This window comes from Sinobaca qinghaiensis, assembly GCF_003610495.1.
In the GTDB taxonomy this organism is placed as follows: Bacteria; Bacillota; Bacilli; order Bacillales; family Marinococcaceae; genus Sinobaca; species Sinobaca qinghaiensis.
The window spans coordinates 294,784-311,636 of sequence record NZ_RAPK01000006.1; the positions used below are offsets into that span (position 1 = coordinate 294,784).

Genomic DNA, 16,853 nt, shown 5'->3' on the forward strand with positions numbered 1-16,853 from the left:
TTCCCTGCGTCGGTGCAAGGGTATTTTGACAAAAAAATTAGAAAATTCAGGAAAACGCTTCCTTTTTATTGTATGGAAATGTCTGTAAAAAGGTTTACACTCCACCAGAATCGTGAATAAATAATTAATTGGAAAAGCTGCCGGAGCAGACATTAAGGAGAGGAAGTAAAGCAATGAACAGCCTTGTATTTACCATCATTTCCTGTCTTTTTTTTATGGGGCTTATTGCCGTTTATTCTTACATAAAAACAAAAAACCAGGTAAACAGCTCGGATGGCTATTTTTTAGCCGGGAGGGGACTGACGGGGGGATTTATCGCAGGTTCTCTTTTATTAACCAACCTTTCTGCCGAGCAGTTAATCGGCTTGAACGGCCAGGCCTACAGTGCCAATATGTCTAATATGGCCTGGGAGGTAACCGCGGGATTTTCCGTTATTATTCTCGCCCTCGTCCTGCTGCCGAGATATTTAGGGGGAGCTTTTTCTACGCTGCCGGGTTTTCTGAGCAGCCGGTTTGATGACGGTGTCCGCCGCTATGTCGTTGTGTTATTTATGCTCGGATACGGCCTGGTCACGATTCCTTCTGTACTGTATTCGGGAGCGATTGCCGTGCTGCAGCTGTTTGATCTGCCGGGGTTGATGGGCATTTCTATCGATCAGGCCGTATGGATTATGGTTTGGATGATTGGGTTAATAGGAGCGGCTTACGCCATTTTCGGAGGGCTGAAAGCCGTGGCTATTTCGGACACGCTGAATGGCATAGGCCTTCTGCTCATTGGATTGACAGTACCTGTTATTGGATTGATCAGTCTGGGCAGCGGTAATTTTTTAGATGGCATTTATACGATAACGACAACCAATCCGGAAAAGCTCAATGCTGTAGGATCCAGAGACGATGCGATTCCTTTCGGCACTATTTTTACCGGTATGATATTTATGAATCTTTTTTATTGGGGAACCAATCAATATGTTATCCAGAGGACGCTCGGCGCAAAAAGCCTGGCAGAAGGGCAGAAAGGAGCCCTTTTAACGGGGTTTTATAAACTGCTCGTGCCGCTGTTAATGATGATACCCGGCGTTATTGCGTTTCATTTGTACGGCGGAGAACTGGATCCGATTGATTTAGCCTATCCAACGATAGTAGCGAATCTGCTGCCGGGCTTTCTTTCCGGATTTTTTCTGGCCATGCTTCTCGGCGCCGTATTTTCGAGCTTTAATTCCTTATTGAACAGTGCATCTACTATGTTTGCCTATGACATTTATAAAGCAGGGATTAACCCGCAGGCGACCGATACCCAGATGATCCGGGTGAGCAAATGGTTTGGTACGATTCTGGCTCTTATGTCCTTTTTCGTCGCCCCGATGTTAATGAATGCACCGGACGGATTATGGAATATTATCAGGGAGTTTACCGGCTTTTTTAACATTCCTATTATTACGATTGTGCTTGTTGGCATCTTTACGAAAAGGGTGCCCGCGGTGGGAGCAAAAATTGTTATTATTTTTCATGTGATCAGCTACTATTTTCTTATCTGGGGGCTGCCAACGTTTTTTGGAGTCGAAATCCCTATCAGCTTTGTCCATATTTCGGCGGTGCTTTTCGTTATTGAAACAGGAATTATGCTTACAGCGGGCCGGATCCGCCCATTGGAAAAAGAACATCATTTTTACGCCAACGCAAAAGTAGATATGACTCCGTGGAAATACAGCCTGCCTGTCACTGTCATTCTTTTCAGCCTGATCATTTTGGCTTACCTTGTATTTTCACCGATCGGCGCAGCCTATGCAGGAGGTGTTGTTTCCGGCTGGTTTTTCCCTGCGGTTGGCGCGCTGCTGCTTTTAACCGCTGTATTCTATGTGAAAGCCCTGCAAAGCTGGAGAGATAAATACGAACACTTTGTGCATACGACGCATGAAGAAGCAGTTCAGCGGACATTGGAACGTGAAAGGGATGAAAATTTGGGATAATAAAGGCGGTTAAGGCATCGTCAACGCATTGGCGGCTGCCAGAAGAAAGCAGAAAAAGAAAAAAAGGCTGATTCTTTTAAAAAAACGGGCTTTTTTTTCCCGGCCCTCTTCCTTCATCCGGCTGGAACGAAATAAATAGGTCAGCGTGAAAAGAAGGGATACAGACACGGCGAGCGCCGTAAGATCCTGGATGATTACAGCAATCAATGATGCAGCTGCAGCGATGAGCATGCCCAGCAGCCAGAGGGTTTCGAGTGACGCATTCATCGACTTTTCTCCTTTTTGGAAGTTTGTGTTTAGCATATCGGGATAGGGGGAATCTGTCTACTACGTGAATAGGCTGGACAATTTCCTTTTCCTCTTGTATAATGAAGAATTGTTATATGCGAAGAAAAAATATATAATGTGAAAATATAAAGATAAACAAATATTTTGGCATTCAACCTAAGGTTTATGAATAGAAACATTTTAATCACCTGGATCGGCTAAAGAGCCGTAAGAATGTAAGAGAAGGTAGGGCTTACATTGTTTAAGACGTTTTACTGAACGATAATGGTGAATTTAACCGCGGCAGCACATTATATACAGCAAAAGCAGTAACCAACAGCCTTACTGCTTCAGCACTCTATGTAAAAATGGAAATTTTATTCTATTCGCAGCACAAAGGCGCCCCTACAGTGGATAACCACTCGGGGGCGCCTTTTCCAATGCATCAGGCAGAATTTGTGCATAAAGAAAAGCATTCGGCTCGTACAAACGAGCCGAATGCTTTTCTATTGTCCAGCTGTGATCTCCAGCCCCATAAGCCTTCTTCCCATCTGTCAGCGAGTCGCGGGCTCCTCTTGCAGATGGTCCAGAAGCTAAGGGGCTGAACGGAAATCTCCGCCTTTCTTATTGTCCAGTTTCAGCGGCTAAACGCTTGGGGATTCTTCCCATTCTTCTCCGGAAGCAGGCTTCCTGCGCGAATGGTCCAGAACCCGGCGCGTCTGTACGAGCCGCTTACGCTTTTCTTTTAATAGTTAACGGATTCTTTTTCAGCATCTTTAGCCTGCTGAAGCACATCCTGATCGGTAATGGACTGTTTTGTTTCTTTATCGAAAAAGTGTACTTTGTTCATATCGATCGCTACTTTTAGGTTGTCCCCGACCGATACGTTATCGCGGGAATCGACGCGGGCGATAACTTCCTGGCCGCCCAGGTTACTGTAAAGGATAACGTCTGCTCCGTTCATTTCCGCCACTTCAATCGGGAGGGTAAACGTAGAATCCGGGAAGGAGTCTGTAAACAGCACTTCGGAATGAATATCTTCCGGACGGACGCCGAGTACAAGCTCTTTCTCGTTAAATCCGCCCTGGCGGATTTTTTTCATTGTACCTTCCGGAACCGTCAGTTCAGTTTCGCCGACGCGGAATTTGTTTTCTACAAGCTTTCCTTCCAGGAAGTTCATCGCAGGGGAGCCGATAAAGCCTGCCACGAACATATTAACCGGATGATCATATACGTGCTTTGGCGACCCGACCTGCTGAACAAAACCGTCTTTCATAATAACGATACGGGTGGCCATCGTCATAGCTTCTGTCTGGTCGTGCGTTACATAAATAGTCGTGGACTGCAGGCGCTTATGGAGTTTGATAATTTCTGCTCTCATCTGTACGCGCAGCTTTGCGTCCAGGTTGGAAAGCGGCTCATCCATTAAGAACACTTTCGGGTCTCTAACGATTGCGCGGCCAAGAGCAACACGCTGACGCTGACCACCTGATAACGCTTTCGGTTTTCTTTTTAAGTATTCTTCGAGTCCCAGAATAGAAGCAGCATTCTGAACGCGCTTATCGATTTCTTCTTTTTTGAATTTCTTAAGCTTGAGGCCGAAAGCCATATTGTCGTATACGCTCATATGTGGATACAAAGCGTAGTTTTGGAATACCATCGCGATATCGCGGTCTTTTGGAGGCAGGTCGTTTACTTTAACGTCATCTATAACCAGATCGCCGTCTGAAATGTCCTCGAGTCCTGCGATCATACGAAGCGTCGTAGACTTTCCGCACCCGGATGGGCCGACAAATACGATAAATTCCTTATCTTCAATATTTAAATTAAAATCCGTTACGGCGTTTGTGTCTCCTCCGTCGTAGCTTTTGTAGATATTTTTTAAGTCGATCGTTGCCATGTATATGTTCCCCTTTCGGTTATGTGTGATAGGTTTTATTGTAAGCGTTATCTTTACGCAAATATACAGACAAATTTCACAAAAATAAGCATAAAGCCTTCGTCATTTTGACGAAGGCTCAGCGTATAGCATCGGCGAACATTGTTTTGATCACATAATAATAGGCCGCTGCATTAGGGAAAAAGCGCACATCAATGCCGGTTATCCCCGTTATTTTGTCAATTCGATACTGCAGCGTATTACGATGCAGGTGTAGTGTTTTCGCAGCAAGACTGACATTCATACTGGATAAGAAAAAATGATACAGCGTATAAATCGTTTCCGAATCTGTCTCGAGCCGTGCAAACAAATAAGCGGCTGCTATGCGCTTGTTGGACTCAGAAAGGCCGGGAAACACAAACAGCAGATGTTCTGCTGTTTTAAACCCGCGGTATGCAGGAAACAGACGCTGGTAGGAAATAAACAAGAGGGCTTCAAACTCATACAGCTCAACGAGATTCTCCGTATGGTGCAGGTAGCGTCCTACATATATCTTCATATCAGTGAGAAGATCACTGGTCATAATTTCCGCTAATTCAACTGGATGAAACCCGCTGTACTCAAAAGGCTCCCGGCTCATAAGAATAACCAGAACCTGCCTGCGGCTGATCTCAAGAATAGTGAACGACTGCTGAAAATAAGAGTCAATAATTGCGTGAATATCCTGTCGGGAAGCTGCAATATCCTTTCCTTCTATATGAAGAAACTGGAAATAGCTGTACGTGTCCAGATCTTTAGGACGGCTGGTGCCGGCTCTTTTTAAATAAGATTCCCAGCTGTCTGCCGGAATGTCGGGCAGTTTCATGTCATCGGAAGTCAGAAAAAATTCCAGTATTTCCAGCTCGCGTCTAGTCAGGCTGCCGGGCTCCACGGCCACCCTGTCACCGTCATCAAGTGTAAAAAATAGATAATCTCCTGCTTTTTCATTGGAAACATCGGAAGTGTGCTGGATACTGGGAATGATGGATTTTAGTTCTGCAAACATAACAGGGCTCCTTTGTATGTAATACCCCAAGTGTAGCGTATGCAGAAATAAAATGAAAAGGATGTCTTAATAGAATAAAAAAGAAAAGACTAACTAAAATTTTAGTAAAATTTATTGAGTTTTTACTAATGGTTCGCTATACTTAGCAAAAGAAGGTTTAAAAAGGAGCGATTATGATGAATATAGATGATTTGGAAGTCTTCGAAGACCTGTTTGGTCGTCGGGCGGAACGAAGTTTTTTTGCACCGGGACGAGTAAATGTTATTGGGGAACATACAGATTATAACGGAGGATATGTGTTTCCCTGCGCCATTACCATTGGTACCTATGTATATGCAGCACCACGTTTGGACGATACCTGTCGATTTTATTCAGGTAATTTTTTATCGAAAGGAATGATTACGTTTACATTAGAGGACACCACCTATAAGAAAGAGCACAGCTGGGCTAACTATCCTAAGAGCATTATATCTATCCTTCAGAAGAACGGCTTTAGTCTTTCTCATGGGTATGATATTTATTTTATAGGAAACATACCAAATGGCGCCGGATTATCATCTTCTGCTTCTATAGAACTCGCCGCAGCCTATTTATTTAATGAATGGGAAGAATGGGGCCTTTCGATAAAGCAGCTGGTACTTTACGCACAGCAGGCGGAAAACGAGTACATTGGTGTACAAAGTGGCATTATGGACCAATTTGCTATCGGGTTCGGTAAAAAAGGACATGCCATGCAGCTTGACTGTCAATCGCTGGAATACACGTATGCCCCGCTGCCGGTCGATACCCATACATTACTTATTATGAATACAAATAAAGAAAGAACACTTGCAGGTTCTGCTTATAATGAAAGACGAAAAGAATGTGAAGAAGCTCTTCAAATTCTGCAGGATCATATAAGTATTCAAAGCCTTGGAGAAGTAACATCAAACATGTGGGAAGAACTGAATCATACGATTGAAAAAGCAACGGTGTTTAAACGGGCAGCGCATGTTATTTCGGAAAATGAACGGACAAAAAGAGCAGTAAGTGCCCTGCAGAGTCAAGATTGGAAGTCTTTCGGAGAGTTGCTGAATGCTTCGCATGAATCACTGAAAAATGACTATGAAGTAACCGGTCCAGAGTTGGATACACTTGTGGAAGCTGCCTGGAAACAGCCTGGAGTAAATGGAGCCAGAATGACAGGCGCAGGATTTGGCGGATGTGCCATTGCTTTTGTAGAAAATGAACATGTGGATGCGTTTATTAAAAATGTGGGAGCTGCGTATTTAAATAAAATCGGATATGAAGCTTCTTTTTATCCAGCTGCTGCTGGAGATGGTGTCAAAGAGTTGAAAATGGAAGGGGTGCAGGGATGACTATTTTAGTTGCTGGAGGCGCTGGTTATATTGGCTCTCATGCGGTTCGTCAGCTGATAGACCGTGGGGAACGTGTTGTTGTACTTGATGCGTTATTAACCGGCCATAAGGCTTCTATTCCGGAAGCGGCTGTTTTTTATGAAGGAGACCTGCGGGATCGTGAGTTAGTTGAACGTGTATTTACAGAGGAAGACATTGAGCACGTTATGATGTTTGCAGCTTTTTCGTTGGTAGGAGAATCAACGGAAAAGCCATTGGCCTATTATGATAATAATGTACACGGCACCCAGGTATTACTTGAAGCAATGGCGGCGCACGGAGTCTCTTCCATTGTGTTTTCTTCTACTGCAGCTGTTTATGGAGAGCCTGCTTATACACCAATAGAAGAAAGCGCAGATACCAAACCGGAAAGTCCCTATGGAGAAACAAAGCTGGCAATGGAAAAAATGATGAAATGGTGCGAAAAAGCATATGGCATCCGTTATGTATCATTGCGCTATTTTAATGTAGGTGGAGCCAGAGAGAATGGTGAAATTGGTGAGGATCATAATCCTGAAACACATCTTATTCCCATTATTCTGCAGACAGCTTTAGGGCAGCGGGAGCATATAACAATATTCGGTGAAGATTACCCAACACCGGATGGTACATGTATTCGCGATTATGTTCATGTAGAGGATTTAATTGAAGCGCATATCCTTGCTTTGGATTATTTAAAGCGCGGTGAAAAAAGCAATGTGTTCAACCTTGGGAGCAGCGCTGGATTTAGTGTGAAACAGATGATAGAGGCAGCTCGAAAAATAACCGGTTGTGCGATACCTGTTCGTGTGGGGGAAAGAAGATCTGGAGACCCGGCTCAGCTGGTGGCTTCTTCAAATAGAGCAAAAGACATACTGGGATGGAATCCACAGCGCACGACGATAGATAAAATTATCGCGGATGCATGGAACTGGCACCAGCGCTCCCCCAATGGCTATCAGGAAAGGGTGGAAAGATGACTACAATAAACGAGGACGCCTATGCTTTAGTACAGGCGGCAGTAAAAGCAGGCTTGATTGAAAATAGAGACGAACGCTATGCTCTTAATCAGGTTACGGATAAAATGCAGCTGTCCGCAGCTCCGGTCCCAGAAACAAAGGCCGATGAGGCTGTTCCTGTATTATTGAAGAAGCTGACTGAATATGCCGTATCTCAATACCTTATAGAAGATCTGTTGGATTTTCGTGAGAAATGGAAAGCGGATTTAATGAATATCTTTCTGCCAAGTCCTTCCCAAATTCAAAAAACATTTGAGGCTTTCTACGAAGAAGCTCCTGTAAAAGCAACAGATTATTTTTATAAGCTGAGCAAAGACTCCTATTATATTCCAATGGACCGTATTGAAAAAAATGTTCATTTTTTTCACGAAACGCCTTACGGCAAACTTGATATTACGATTAATCTCTCAAAACCTGAAAAGGATCCTAAAGATATAGAAGCTGAAAAATACGCCAAAGTGAAAAATGCCTACCCGCAATGCCTGCTTTGTATGGAAAATGAAGGATACGGCGGGCGCGTAGGTCATCCGGCGCGGTCAAATCATCGATTAATAGAAATGTCTTTAGAAGGAGAAGCCTGGTATCTGCAGTATTCGCCTTATATATATTACAGTGAACACTCGATACTATTAAGCGGTACGCATCGGGACATGGTCATAGGACGTCTTGCTTTTCAAAGGTTATTAGCTTTCGTAGAAAAATTTCCGCATTATTTTATGGGTTCCAATGCAGATCTTCCTATTGTAGGAGGCTCGATTCTTTCCCATGATCACTATCAGGGCGGCCGATATTCTTTTGCTTTAGAAAGAGCGGAAAAAGATTTCTCTTTCAACCTGCCTGGATTTTCTGTAGAAGCAGAAACAGTAAAATGGCCGATGAGTGTCATCCGCCTTCGTTCAGAAAGCATCGATTCTTTAGTGGAAGCATCGGTGCACGTATTGGAAAAGTGGAAAACGTACAAAGATGAAACTAGAATGATTCTTCCCTTTACTGGAAGTGTCCCGCATAATACAATTACACCAATTGCCAGAAAAAAAGGCACAGCGTATGAAATCGATTTAGTACTCCGGAATAATAGAACAACTGACACCTATCCAGATGGCATTTTTCATCCGCACCAGGATGTTCACCACATTAAAAAGGAAAACATCGGCCTAATTGAAGTAATGGGACTGGCGGTTCTTCCTAAACGTTTGATTGAAGAACTGGCTGAGATCAGACAGTTTATTCAGGGAGAAGTGAATACGGTCGCTGCTAAGCATTTAGAATGGGCAGAAGAGTTAAAATGGCGGTACAAAGAGACAAACGAACAGGATATAGAGGGTTACCTTCAAAAAGCTGTTGGTGAAAAATTTCTTAGAGTGCTGCATGATGCCGGTGTATTTAAAAGAAATGCCGATGGACAGGAAGGATTCCAATCTTTTGTCCAGAGAATAGGCCGATAGCTTTCAAGCAGGGAAAGGATGACATAAATATGACGACCATTAAGGACATCGCTGAAAAAGCAGGGGTGTCCATTGCTACTGTATCAAGAGTTTTGAATTACGATGAGACCCTATCTGTAGCGGAATCGACGAAAAAACGGATTTTTCAGGCAGCTGAAGAGCTGAACTATAAGAAACATACAAAAAAGAAACCTCAGAATGGATCGATTACTATTATTCACTGGTATACGGAAAAAGAAGAGCTGGAGGACCTGTACTATATGTCCATCCGTCTCGGTATTGAAAATCGCTGCCAGGACCTGCAGATAAACTACAATAAATACGTTTATGATGATTTTATTAAACAGGATCATGACGGAATCAAAGCAATTGTTGCAGTTGGGAAGTTCAGTCCCGGTCAGGCAGAGAAGCTTGGAAGCTATACTGATGCTATCGTATTTGTAGATTCGAACCCTGCTGCGGAAACTCATGATGCAGTCATTGCCAATTTTAAAAAGGTTACCCGTAAAATTATGGATCATCTGACAGTCAGCGGACACCGCAATATTGGCTACATAGGAGGTCGTGAAACATACCGCCTTGAAGAGCATCCCATTAAGGACCAACGGGAAACAACTTTCAAAAAGTACATGCAGGCTCGTGATCTGGATACCTCAATTATGTATACAGGGCGGTTTAGTGTTGAGGACGGGTACAACCTGACCAAACAGCTCCTTCAGGAGGTTGATAAAGAAAAACGTCCTACCGCCTTGTTTTTGGCGAACGATACGATGGCGGTTGGCTGTATGCGTGCGCTGCACGAGGAAAATCAGCACATCCCTAATGACATCAGCCTTGTAAGTGTCAACGATATTAGTATTTCCAAATTTATGTATCCTCCGCTTTCTACAGTGAAAGTATACACGGAATTAATGGGCGAGACAGCAGTAGATTTAGTGAACGAGCGGCTTTCTGGCCGCAGGGAAGTAAGTAAAACCGTGGAAGTAGCCACGGACTTGATTATAAGGGAAAGCAGTAAAAGTGTGAAATAGTTACTAGAAATGAATTGAGTAATTAAAAAATTCAATAATTCAATAATAAATTAAAAAACAGCTTAGGGTTATGCCTAAGCTGTTTTTCTTTATGCGACAGTTGAAGTAAACATTTACCTTTTTAATCTATTTTGTTTACTTAGTTTTACTAATAAACTTAGTGTATTTTATTATGTTAATACGCATAAAATACTATTAAATAAAGGTTTATCTATATTTTTATGTAGTAAATAAAATAAAATAAATTTTCTAAAATCATGGTTGTAAGCGTTTGCTTTATATGATAATCTAGTAAAAACAAGTAAAAAATTTACTAAAGAGGCGAGGGAGTCATGACAACGATACGCGATATTGCGAAAAATGCTAAAGTATCCAGTTCTACGGTTTCAAGAGTCTTAAATAAAGACAGCACTCTCTCTGTAAGCGAAGAAACAAAGAGCAAAATTATTATGATTGCCGATGAATTAGGCTATCAAACAATGCGCAAGCGTAAGTATAAAGAGCAAAAAAATAAACATACAGGAAAGGTAGCTATCGTTTCATTTCAGACACAGCTTGAAGAGCAGAATGATCCTTATTTCCTTCCTCTGCGTCAGGGAATTGAAGAAGAGCTCGCGGCAAATGGATTTCATGATATTCAAACGATCAGACTCCCACAGGTTTTTACGGAAACCTCTGTGGATAATATCGACGGATTCGTAGTAATGGGGAATATTCATATAGACGTGTTGAGAAAGCTCGGTGCCGAAAATAACAATATCGTTTATGTGAACTACAGTGGCAGCAGTCAAACTCAGGAATTTGATTTTGTACATTTTGATTTTAACAAAGCAACCCGGCAGGCACTCATGCATTTAGCATCGTTGGGACATAATGATATTGGATTTATAGGAGGTGCTGAACATGAATACAGTCTTCTTGGAAGCAGGGAATGTCTGGAGCAGAGAAGAGAAGTGTATAAGGATTTTATGAAGGAAAAGGGATTAACTGAATATATCCAAATATATTCAGGGTACTTTTCCATGGCAGACGGCTATAGGTTAATGAAAAAAATGATCAGCGATGGCCGGATGCCTGAAGCGTTGTTTGCAGCAAGTGATTCAATGGCCATTGGAGCTATACGGGCGTTGAGGGAAATGTCTCTTCGTATCCCAGAAGATATAGCGGTAGTAAGTTTCAATGATGTAGAAACATCTGCTTATATGACACCGGCCCTTACGACCGTTAAGGTACACAAGAAAGAGATGGGAAAGCGGAGCGTTCAGCTCCTGCTGGAGCGAGTCAAAGGAAGAAACATTCCATTAACAATCACATATCCAACGGAGTTAATTGTTCGTGAAAGCTGCGGACATCACATAAAAAAAGCTAAATAATCTGGGAGGGTTTTATGATGAAAAAGTGGATAATGCCAGTACCGTTTGTAACTGCAGCAGTAGTATTAGCTGGATGCGGCGGGGGATCAAGCAGTGGGGAAAATGGAGAACTTACGCTATTTTCTTCTATTACAAATGAATCAGAAAAGCAGGCGTTTGAGGAGCTTGTCAGCGAATTTGAGGAGGAGTCTGGAATTGCAGTGGATGTTAACCTGCCGGGTGCTGAATATGAGAGTATGCTCCGGGTGCGAATGGCTTCCAATGATATGCCGGACTTATTTGACACCCACGGATGGTCGCAAACACGCTACGGTGACTACACAGAGGATTTGGCAGGTGAAGAATGGGCAGAGCGCCTGGATGAAACCATGGACGGGGTTTTGAAAGACGAAGATGGAAAATTGTATGCTTTTCCACTCAATCAGGCATTGGATGGTATCAGCTATAACGCTACCCTTTTAGAAGAATACGGAATTGAACCTCCCAACACGTTTGATGAACTTATGGAAGCAATGCGAACGTTGAAAGAGGAAAGCGGCGGAGAAGTGACTCCGATGTTCATGGCACAATCAGAAGCAGGTGCTGTTGCCCAGTATTTTGATCAGATGGCCACCCCTTTGCTAACGGTTGATGAAGAAGAAAACTATGAAGAAGAATTAATGAATGGAACATTCGACTGGTCAAACTATACGTTTCTCCCGGAACAATTAAAAATCATGCAGGAAGAAGAATTAATTAACGAGGATGCAGTGACGGCCCGTGGAGGCCAGGCGGTAGAACTGATGGCCCAAAATGAAATTGCCTTTATATTTGCGGGAGGATCTTTCGGAGCAGACGTTACTGAATTGAATCCGGACGTTGAGGTGGGGGCTATCCCAGTGCCGTCTATCCATGGTGAAGACGGACAGCGCTGGATCGGAGGAGAGCGCCATACTCTTGCGGTATGGAATGAATCCGAAGCCAAAGAAGAAGCGCTCCAGTTCCTTGATTTCATGGCCGAAGATGAAAATGCAGCACGTATTGCAGAAGCCACCTCGATGCCGTCGCCATTGGATGGAGTCGACGTAAATCACTATTATGAAGAATCCATGGAACCATATGCAGATGTGGAAGTGGAGCCTTATTTTGACCGCGTTTATCTACCAAGTGGCATGTGGGATGTGATTGGTAATACAGGCGAGGAGCTGCTTGCAGACTCTATGACACCTGAACAGGTTTCAGATCAGATGGCATCAGAATATCAACGCCTGCGTGAAGAAGTCGGTGTAGAAGAAGGAGAAAGTCTGGAAGATGCAGAGGAAGAAGAATTGAGTGAAGAAGAAGTCGAAGAACTAGAACAGGAATAATGACAATCATTAACTAATTAGAGCTCATTGATTGAGCTCTTCCTCTTTTCAGACAGCTTGTCAGTTGTATGATGCACAGAATGGGAGTGAGTAAACAATGAATAAAGTAGAATCGCTTGATAAAAATCTGGCCGCTGCCAAAACGAAAAAACCGAAAGTGAAGAACAAAAAAGAATCTTCCCTATGGATAATGTATCTGCCGGCTTTAGCATTCATTTTTATTTTTATTGTATTTCCATTTATCAGCGGACTTCGTATTTCATTTACAGACTGGGATGGTTTTTCCCAGACGATGAACTTTGTAGGGCTCGACCAATACACAAGAATGTTTAGTGATCCCACGACTTGGCTTGTGGCAGGTAACACCTTGCTGTACGGGGTAGGGAGTACTTTTTTTCAAATGACGATTGGTTTATTATACGCAATGCTGCTGGTGCAGAGTATAAAAATGAAGGCTATTACGCGGACGATCGTATATCTGCCGGTAATTATCAGTCCTCTCATTATGGGGTACATCTGGTATTTTATGTTTGCCTACCAGGGCGGGGCCATTAATGACCTTGTTATGGCACTTGGTTTTGAACGAATGAACTTATTAAACAATCCTAGCCTGAATCCATGGATCATTGTATTCATTAATACGTATCAGTTTGTTGGTATTTCTATGATTATTTTCTTGGCAGGGCTGCAGAGTATATCTAAAGAATATTATGAAGCTGCACGTATGGACGGCGCTTCGAAACTGGCACAGTTTAAAAACATTACTATTCCTCTCTTAATGCCTTCTATAACTATTAATGTGGTTCTTAATATTATCGGCGGTCTGAAATTGTTTGATGTGATTATAGCATTGACAGGAGGCGGGCCGGGAAATGCTTCCCAGTCTATGTCGACCTTTATGTATACCCTCTATTTCGATAGGCAGGATGCCGGTTATGCAGCCACCCAGGGGGTTCTGATGGTCGCATTAATTCTTGTTATTACGGTCACTGCGGTTATTTACTTAAGACGTAAGGAGGTAGAAGCGTAATGAAAACCATCAGCAGAAAACAAAGAATTGTGCTTAATACCCTGGCAGCTTTAATCTCGATTCTTCATATTATTCCACTTTATATTCTAATTACTACGGCATTTAAAGCACCCGGAGATTTCAGCTCTATGTGGGCCCTGCCGGAACAAATAAGCTTTGAGAACTTTGTAACGGCCTGGGAAAGAGCAGATTTGGGTCTTGCTTTGTTTAACTCAGCTACTATTACATTTTTTGCTGCTGTTCTGCTTATTGTCTGCGGATCACTGGCGGCTTATCCTCTGGCACGCAGGCAGACAAAGTTGAATAAGTTTGTTTACATTTTCTTTATAGCGATTATGATTGTACCGCCGCTTACCGTTCTCGTACCGCTCTACCAAATGGTAGTTGACTGGGGGCTTATGAATACTAGATCGGTAGCGGTATTTAATAACGTTGCGGCATTCTTATCAATGACTATCTTTCTATATGCCGGATTTATTCGTGCCACCATTCCTAAAGAATTAGAGGAAGCAGCAAAAATTGATGGAGCGGGTACCTTAACCATCTTCTTTAAAATAGTTTTTCCATTGCTTAAGCCTATCACAGCAACGGTTTTAATCATTTCCTGTGTATACATTTGGAACGATTTTCAATTTGCAATCTTCTTTTTGCAGGACTCAAGCGTACAGACATTGACTGTAGCATTAAATAGCTTTTTTGGAGAAAACACATCCAATTTGAGTCTGGTTGCAGCCGCTTCGTTAATTGCACTGCTGCCTATGACCATTTTATTTCTAGTGCTGCAGCGTTTCTTCATTGAGGGACTGTCGCAGGGTTCTATTAAATAATATTGTTTATTTTGGGGGATTACTTATGCCAATTCATTATACTTCGTCGACACAAACGTTTCATTTACAGTCCAAGCAGGTCAGCTATATATTTAGAGTTCTTCAAAATGGACAGCTGGGCCATCTGTATTATGGAAAAAAACTGACCCACCGCGAAGATTATTCTCATTTACATCGGATAGAAGCAAGGTCCAACACCGCTGCTGTTTATGAAGGCAATCTCGACTTTTCCCTGGAGACGATCAGACAAGAGTTTCCTTCTTATGGCACTACAGATTTCAGAGAACCGGCTTTCCAGGTCGAACAGCCGGATGGCAGCCGGATTACCCAGTTTGAATTTATGGATTATGCCATTTCCGCCGGAAAGCCAAAATTGGAGGGACTTCCGGCTGTTTATACAGAAAAGGACAAAGAGGCCTCTACATTGATTATTCGACTACATGACGACAGGCTGAATATGGATATACATCTGTCTTATACCATATTTGAAAAAACAGGTGTTATTACCCGAAGTAGTTCTTTTACCAACCGTGGAAGCGATACGGTGAAACTTTCCAAAGGAATGAGCCTGAGTGTGGACATGCCGGATTACGATTACGAAATGGTTCATTTATCAGGAGCGTGGGCCCGGGAGCGGCACGTAAAAACGAGACAGCTTGAAGAGGGAATTCAGCAGATTGGCAGTACAAGAGGGATAAGCAGCGCCCAGCACAATCCATTTTTTGCCCTGAAGCGCCCTCATACTACCGAGCATACGGGAGAAGTATTTGGCTTTAGTCTGGTATACAGCGGGAATTTTAAAGCTCAGGTAGAAGTCGATCACTTTGGAACAAGTCGTGCGATGATTGGACTGAATGATTTTGATTTTTCCTGGCAGCTGCAGGAGGGAGAGACCTTTCAGACACCGGAAGCAGTAATGGTTTATTCCAGTTCAGGTATGAACGGGTTGAGCCATGCGTTTCATGACTTATTTTCGAAACGTTTAGTACGTGGGAAATGGCGTGATAAAGAGCGGCCGGTGCTTATTAATAATTGGGAAGGTACTTACTTTAACTTTACAGAGGATAAAATTGTAGAAATGGCAGAACAGGCCAAAGAGTGTGGCATTGAGCTGTTTGTGCTCGATGATGGCTGGTTTGGAAAGCGGGATGATGATACTACATCATTAGGAGACTGGTCCGCGGATGAGCGGAAGCTTCCTAATGGGGTGAAAGGCCTGGCTGATAAAGTGAAGGCTGCAGGAATGGACTTTGGTCTTTGGTTTGAGCCGGAAATGATTTCCAAGGAAAGTGAATTGTATAAAGCGCATCCTGATTGGCTGCTGCAGGCTGAAGGCCGACGTTCGTCTCATGGAAGAAATCAATTTGTTCTCGACTTTTCCAGAAAAGAAGTAGTCGATCATATGTACAATCAGATAGCTGATGTGCTGAAAGGTGCTCCGATAAGCTATATAAAATGGGATATGAACCGACCGCTGACAGAAATAATGTCTTCAGGGTATCCGGCAGAAAGACAGCAGGAAATTGCCCACCGATATGTGCTGGGTGTATATGATCTTTATGAGCGTCTCACATCAGATTTTCCGGATGTATTATTTGAATCCTGTGCCAGTGGGGGCTGTCGTTTCGATCCCGGCATGCTTTACTATGCTCCACAGACATGGACAAGTGATAATACAGATGCAATAGAACGTTTGAAAATACAATATGGTACTTCCTTTTTATATCCTATTAAAACAATGGGAGCGCACGTCTCTGATGTGCCGAACCATCAAGTACACAGGATAACCAGCCTTGAGACAAGAGCCCGCGTTTCCTTTTTCGGAAATTTTGGCTACGAGCTTGATATTACGAAAGAAAAAGATTTAAGTGTGTTGAAAGATCAAGTGAGCTTTTACAAGAAACATCGGACAGTTCTGCAGGAAGGCCGCTTTTATCGATTGGAAAGTCCTTTCGAAGGAGATGGTAATGTAACCAGCTGGATGGTTGTAGATGAGCATCAGCAGCAGGCAGTAGCTGCCAGATACCAGGTGCTGGAGAAGCCGAATTCCGGATTGCCGCGTTTTTACTTCAAAGGTCTTTTGGAAGATGTGCTTTATCAAGTAGAGGGCAGCGATGAATCGTTTTATGGATCGGAGCTTATGCACGCGGGGCTTCCGCTGCAGCATAAATATACATGGAAGAAACAAGGAGACTATCAAACCACATTACTTGTGCTGAATGCCATCAAGTGATGAAGAAGGAGACGT

At 43.0% G+C, this 16,853-nt stretch carries 13 protein-coding genes; 10 read left to right on the top strand and 3 right to left on the bottom strand.

Annotated features, from left to right (window positions below; all coding sequences use genetic code 11):
• The first annotated feature begins 173 nt into the window (after nucleotides 1-173).
• Nucleotides 174-1,967 (top strand): solute:sodium symporter family transporter, encoded by a 1,794-nt coding sequence (locus ATL39_RS01830; RefSeq protein ID WP_120191581.1) that lies wholly within the window; start codon nucleotides 174-176, stop codon nucleotides 1,965-1,967.
• 9 nt (nucleotides 1,968-1,976) lie between these two features.
• Here ATL39_RS01830 and ATL39_RS01835 read toward each other — a convergent pair whose 3' ends face one another.
• From ATL39_RS01835 to ATL39_RS01845, 3 genes are all read right to left on the bottom strand, one after another.
• A complete protein-coding gene (locus tag ATL39_RS01835) occupies nucleotides 1,977-2,234 on the bottom strand; it encodes a hypothetical protein (RefSeq protein WP_120191582.1) in 258 nt (85 codons plus the stop codon).
• Nucleotides 2,235-2,979: 745 nt separating this feature from the next.
• On the bottom strand, nucleotides 2,980-4,134 hold the full coding sequence (locus ATL39_RS01840) for an ABC transporter ATP-binding protein (RefSeq protein ID WP_120191583.1): 1,155 nt from the start codon (nucleotides 4,132-4,134) through the stop codon (nucleotides 2,980-2,982).
• Nucleotides 4,135-4,252: 118 nt separating this feature from the next.
• The gene (locus ATL39_RS01845) at nucleotides 4,253-5,158 is read right to left on the bottom strand and encodes a PucR family transcriptional regulator (RefSeq protein WP_120191584.1); all 906 of its coding nucleotides are present in this window, start codon (nucleotides 5,156-5,158) and stop codon (nucleotides 4,253-4,255) included.
• Between the two features lie 173 nt (nucleotides 5,159-5,331).
• Here ATL39_RS01845 and ATL39_RS01850 point away from each other — a divergent pair, with 173 nt between their 5' ends.
• The 9 genes from ATL39_RS01850 to ATL39_RS01890 all read left to right on the top strand — a co-directional run bounded on the left by ATL39_RS01850 (nucleotide 5,332) and on the right by ATL39_RS01890 (nucleotide 16,838).
• Entirely contained in the window at nucleotides 5,332-6,516 is a 1,185-nt protein-coding gene (locus ATL39_RS01850) for a galactokinase (RefSeq protein WP_211326957.1), read from the top strand.
• The gene (galE, locus tag ATL39_RS01855; protein ID WP_120191586.1) at nucleotides 6,513-7,514 is read left to right on the top strand and encodes a UDP-glucose 4-epimerase GalE; all 1,002 of its coding nucleotides are present in this window, start codon (nucleotides 6,513-6,515) and stop codon (nucleotides 7,512-7,514) included. The genes ATL39_RS01850 and galE overlap by 4 nt, the downstream gene beginning before the upstream one ends.
• On the top strand, nucleotides 7,511-8,998 hold the full coding sequence (locus ATL39_RS01860) for a UDP-glucose--hexose-1-phosphate uridylyltransferase (RefSeq protein WP_120191587.1): 1,488 nt from the start codon (nucleotides 7,511-7,513) through the stop codon (nucleotides 8,996-8,998). The genes galE and ATL39_RS01860 overlap by 4 nt, the downstream gene beginning before the upstream one ends.
• A 29-nt stretch (nucleotides 8,999-9,027) precedes the next feature.
• Entirely contained in the window at nucleotides 9,028-10,029 is a 1,002-nt protein-coding gene (locus ATL39_RS01865; protein WP_120191588.1) for a LacI family DNA-binding transcriptional regulator, read from the top strand.
• Nucleotides 10,030-10,361: 332 nt separating this feature from the next.
• The gene (locus ATL39_RS01870; RefSeq protein ID WP_120191589.1) at nucleotides 10,362-11,402 is read left to right on the top strand and encodes a LacI family DNA-binding transcriptional regulator; all 1,041 of its coding nucleotides are present in this window, start codon (nucleotides 10,362-10,364) and stop codon (nucleotides 11,400-11,402) included.
• 14 nt (nucleotides 11,403-11,416) lie between these two features.
• Entirely contained in the window at nucleotides 11,417-12,748 is a 1,332-nt protein-coding gene (locus tag ATL39_RS01875; protein ID WP_211326958.1) for an ABC transporter substrate-binding protein, read from the top strand.
• A gap of 97 nt (nucleotides 12,749-12,845) precedes the next feature.
• On the top strand, nucleotides 12,846-13,778 hold the full coding sequence (locus ATL39_RS01880) for a carbohydrate ABC transporter permease (RefSeq protein WP_120191591.1): 933 nt from the start codon (nucleotides 12,846-12,848) through the stop codon (nucleotides 13,776-13,778).
• Complete coding sequence (locus tag ATL39_RS01885) at nucleotides 13,778-14,605, top strand: carbohydrate ABC transporter permease (protein ID WP_120191592.1); 828 nt, start codon at nucleotides 13,778-13,780, stop codon at nucleotides 14,603-14,605. Before ATL39_RS01880 ends, ATL39_RS01885 begins: the two co-directional genes overlap by 1 nt.
• A gap of 25 nt (nucleotides 14,606-14,630) precedes the next feature.
• Complete coding sequence (locus tag ATL39_RS01890; RefSeq protein WP_120191593.1) at nucleotides 14,631-16,838, top strand: alpha-galactosidase; 2,208 nt, start codon at nucleotides 14,631-14,633, stop codon at nucleotides 16,836-16,838.
• Nucleotides 16,839-16,853: the final 15 nt, after the last annotated feature.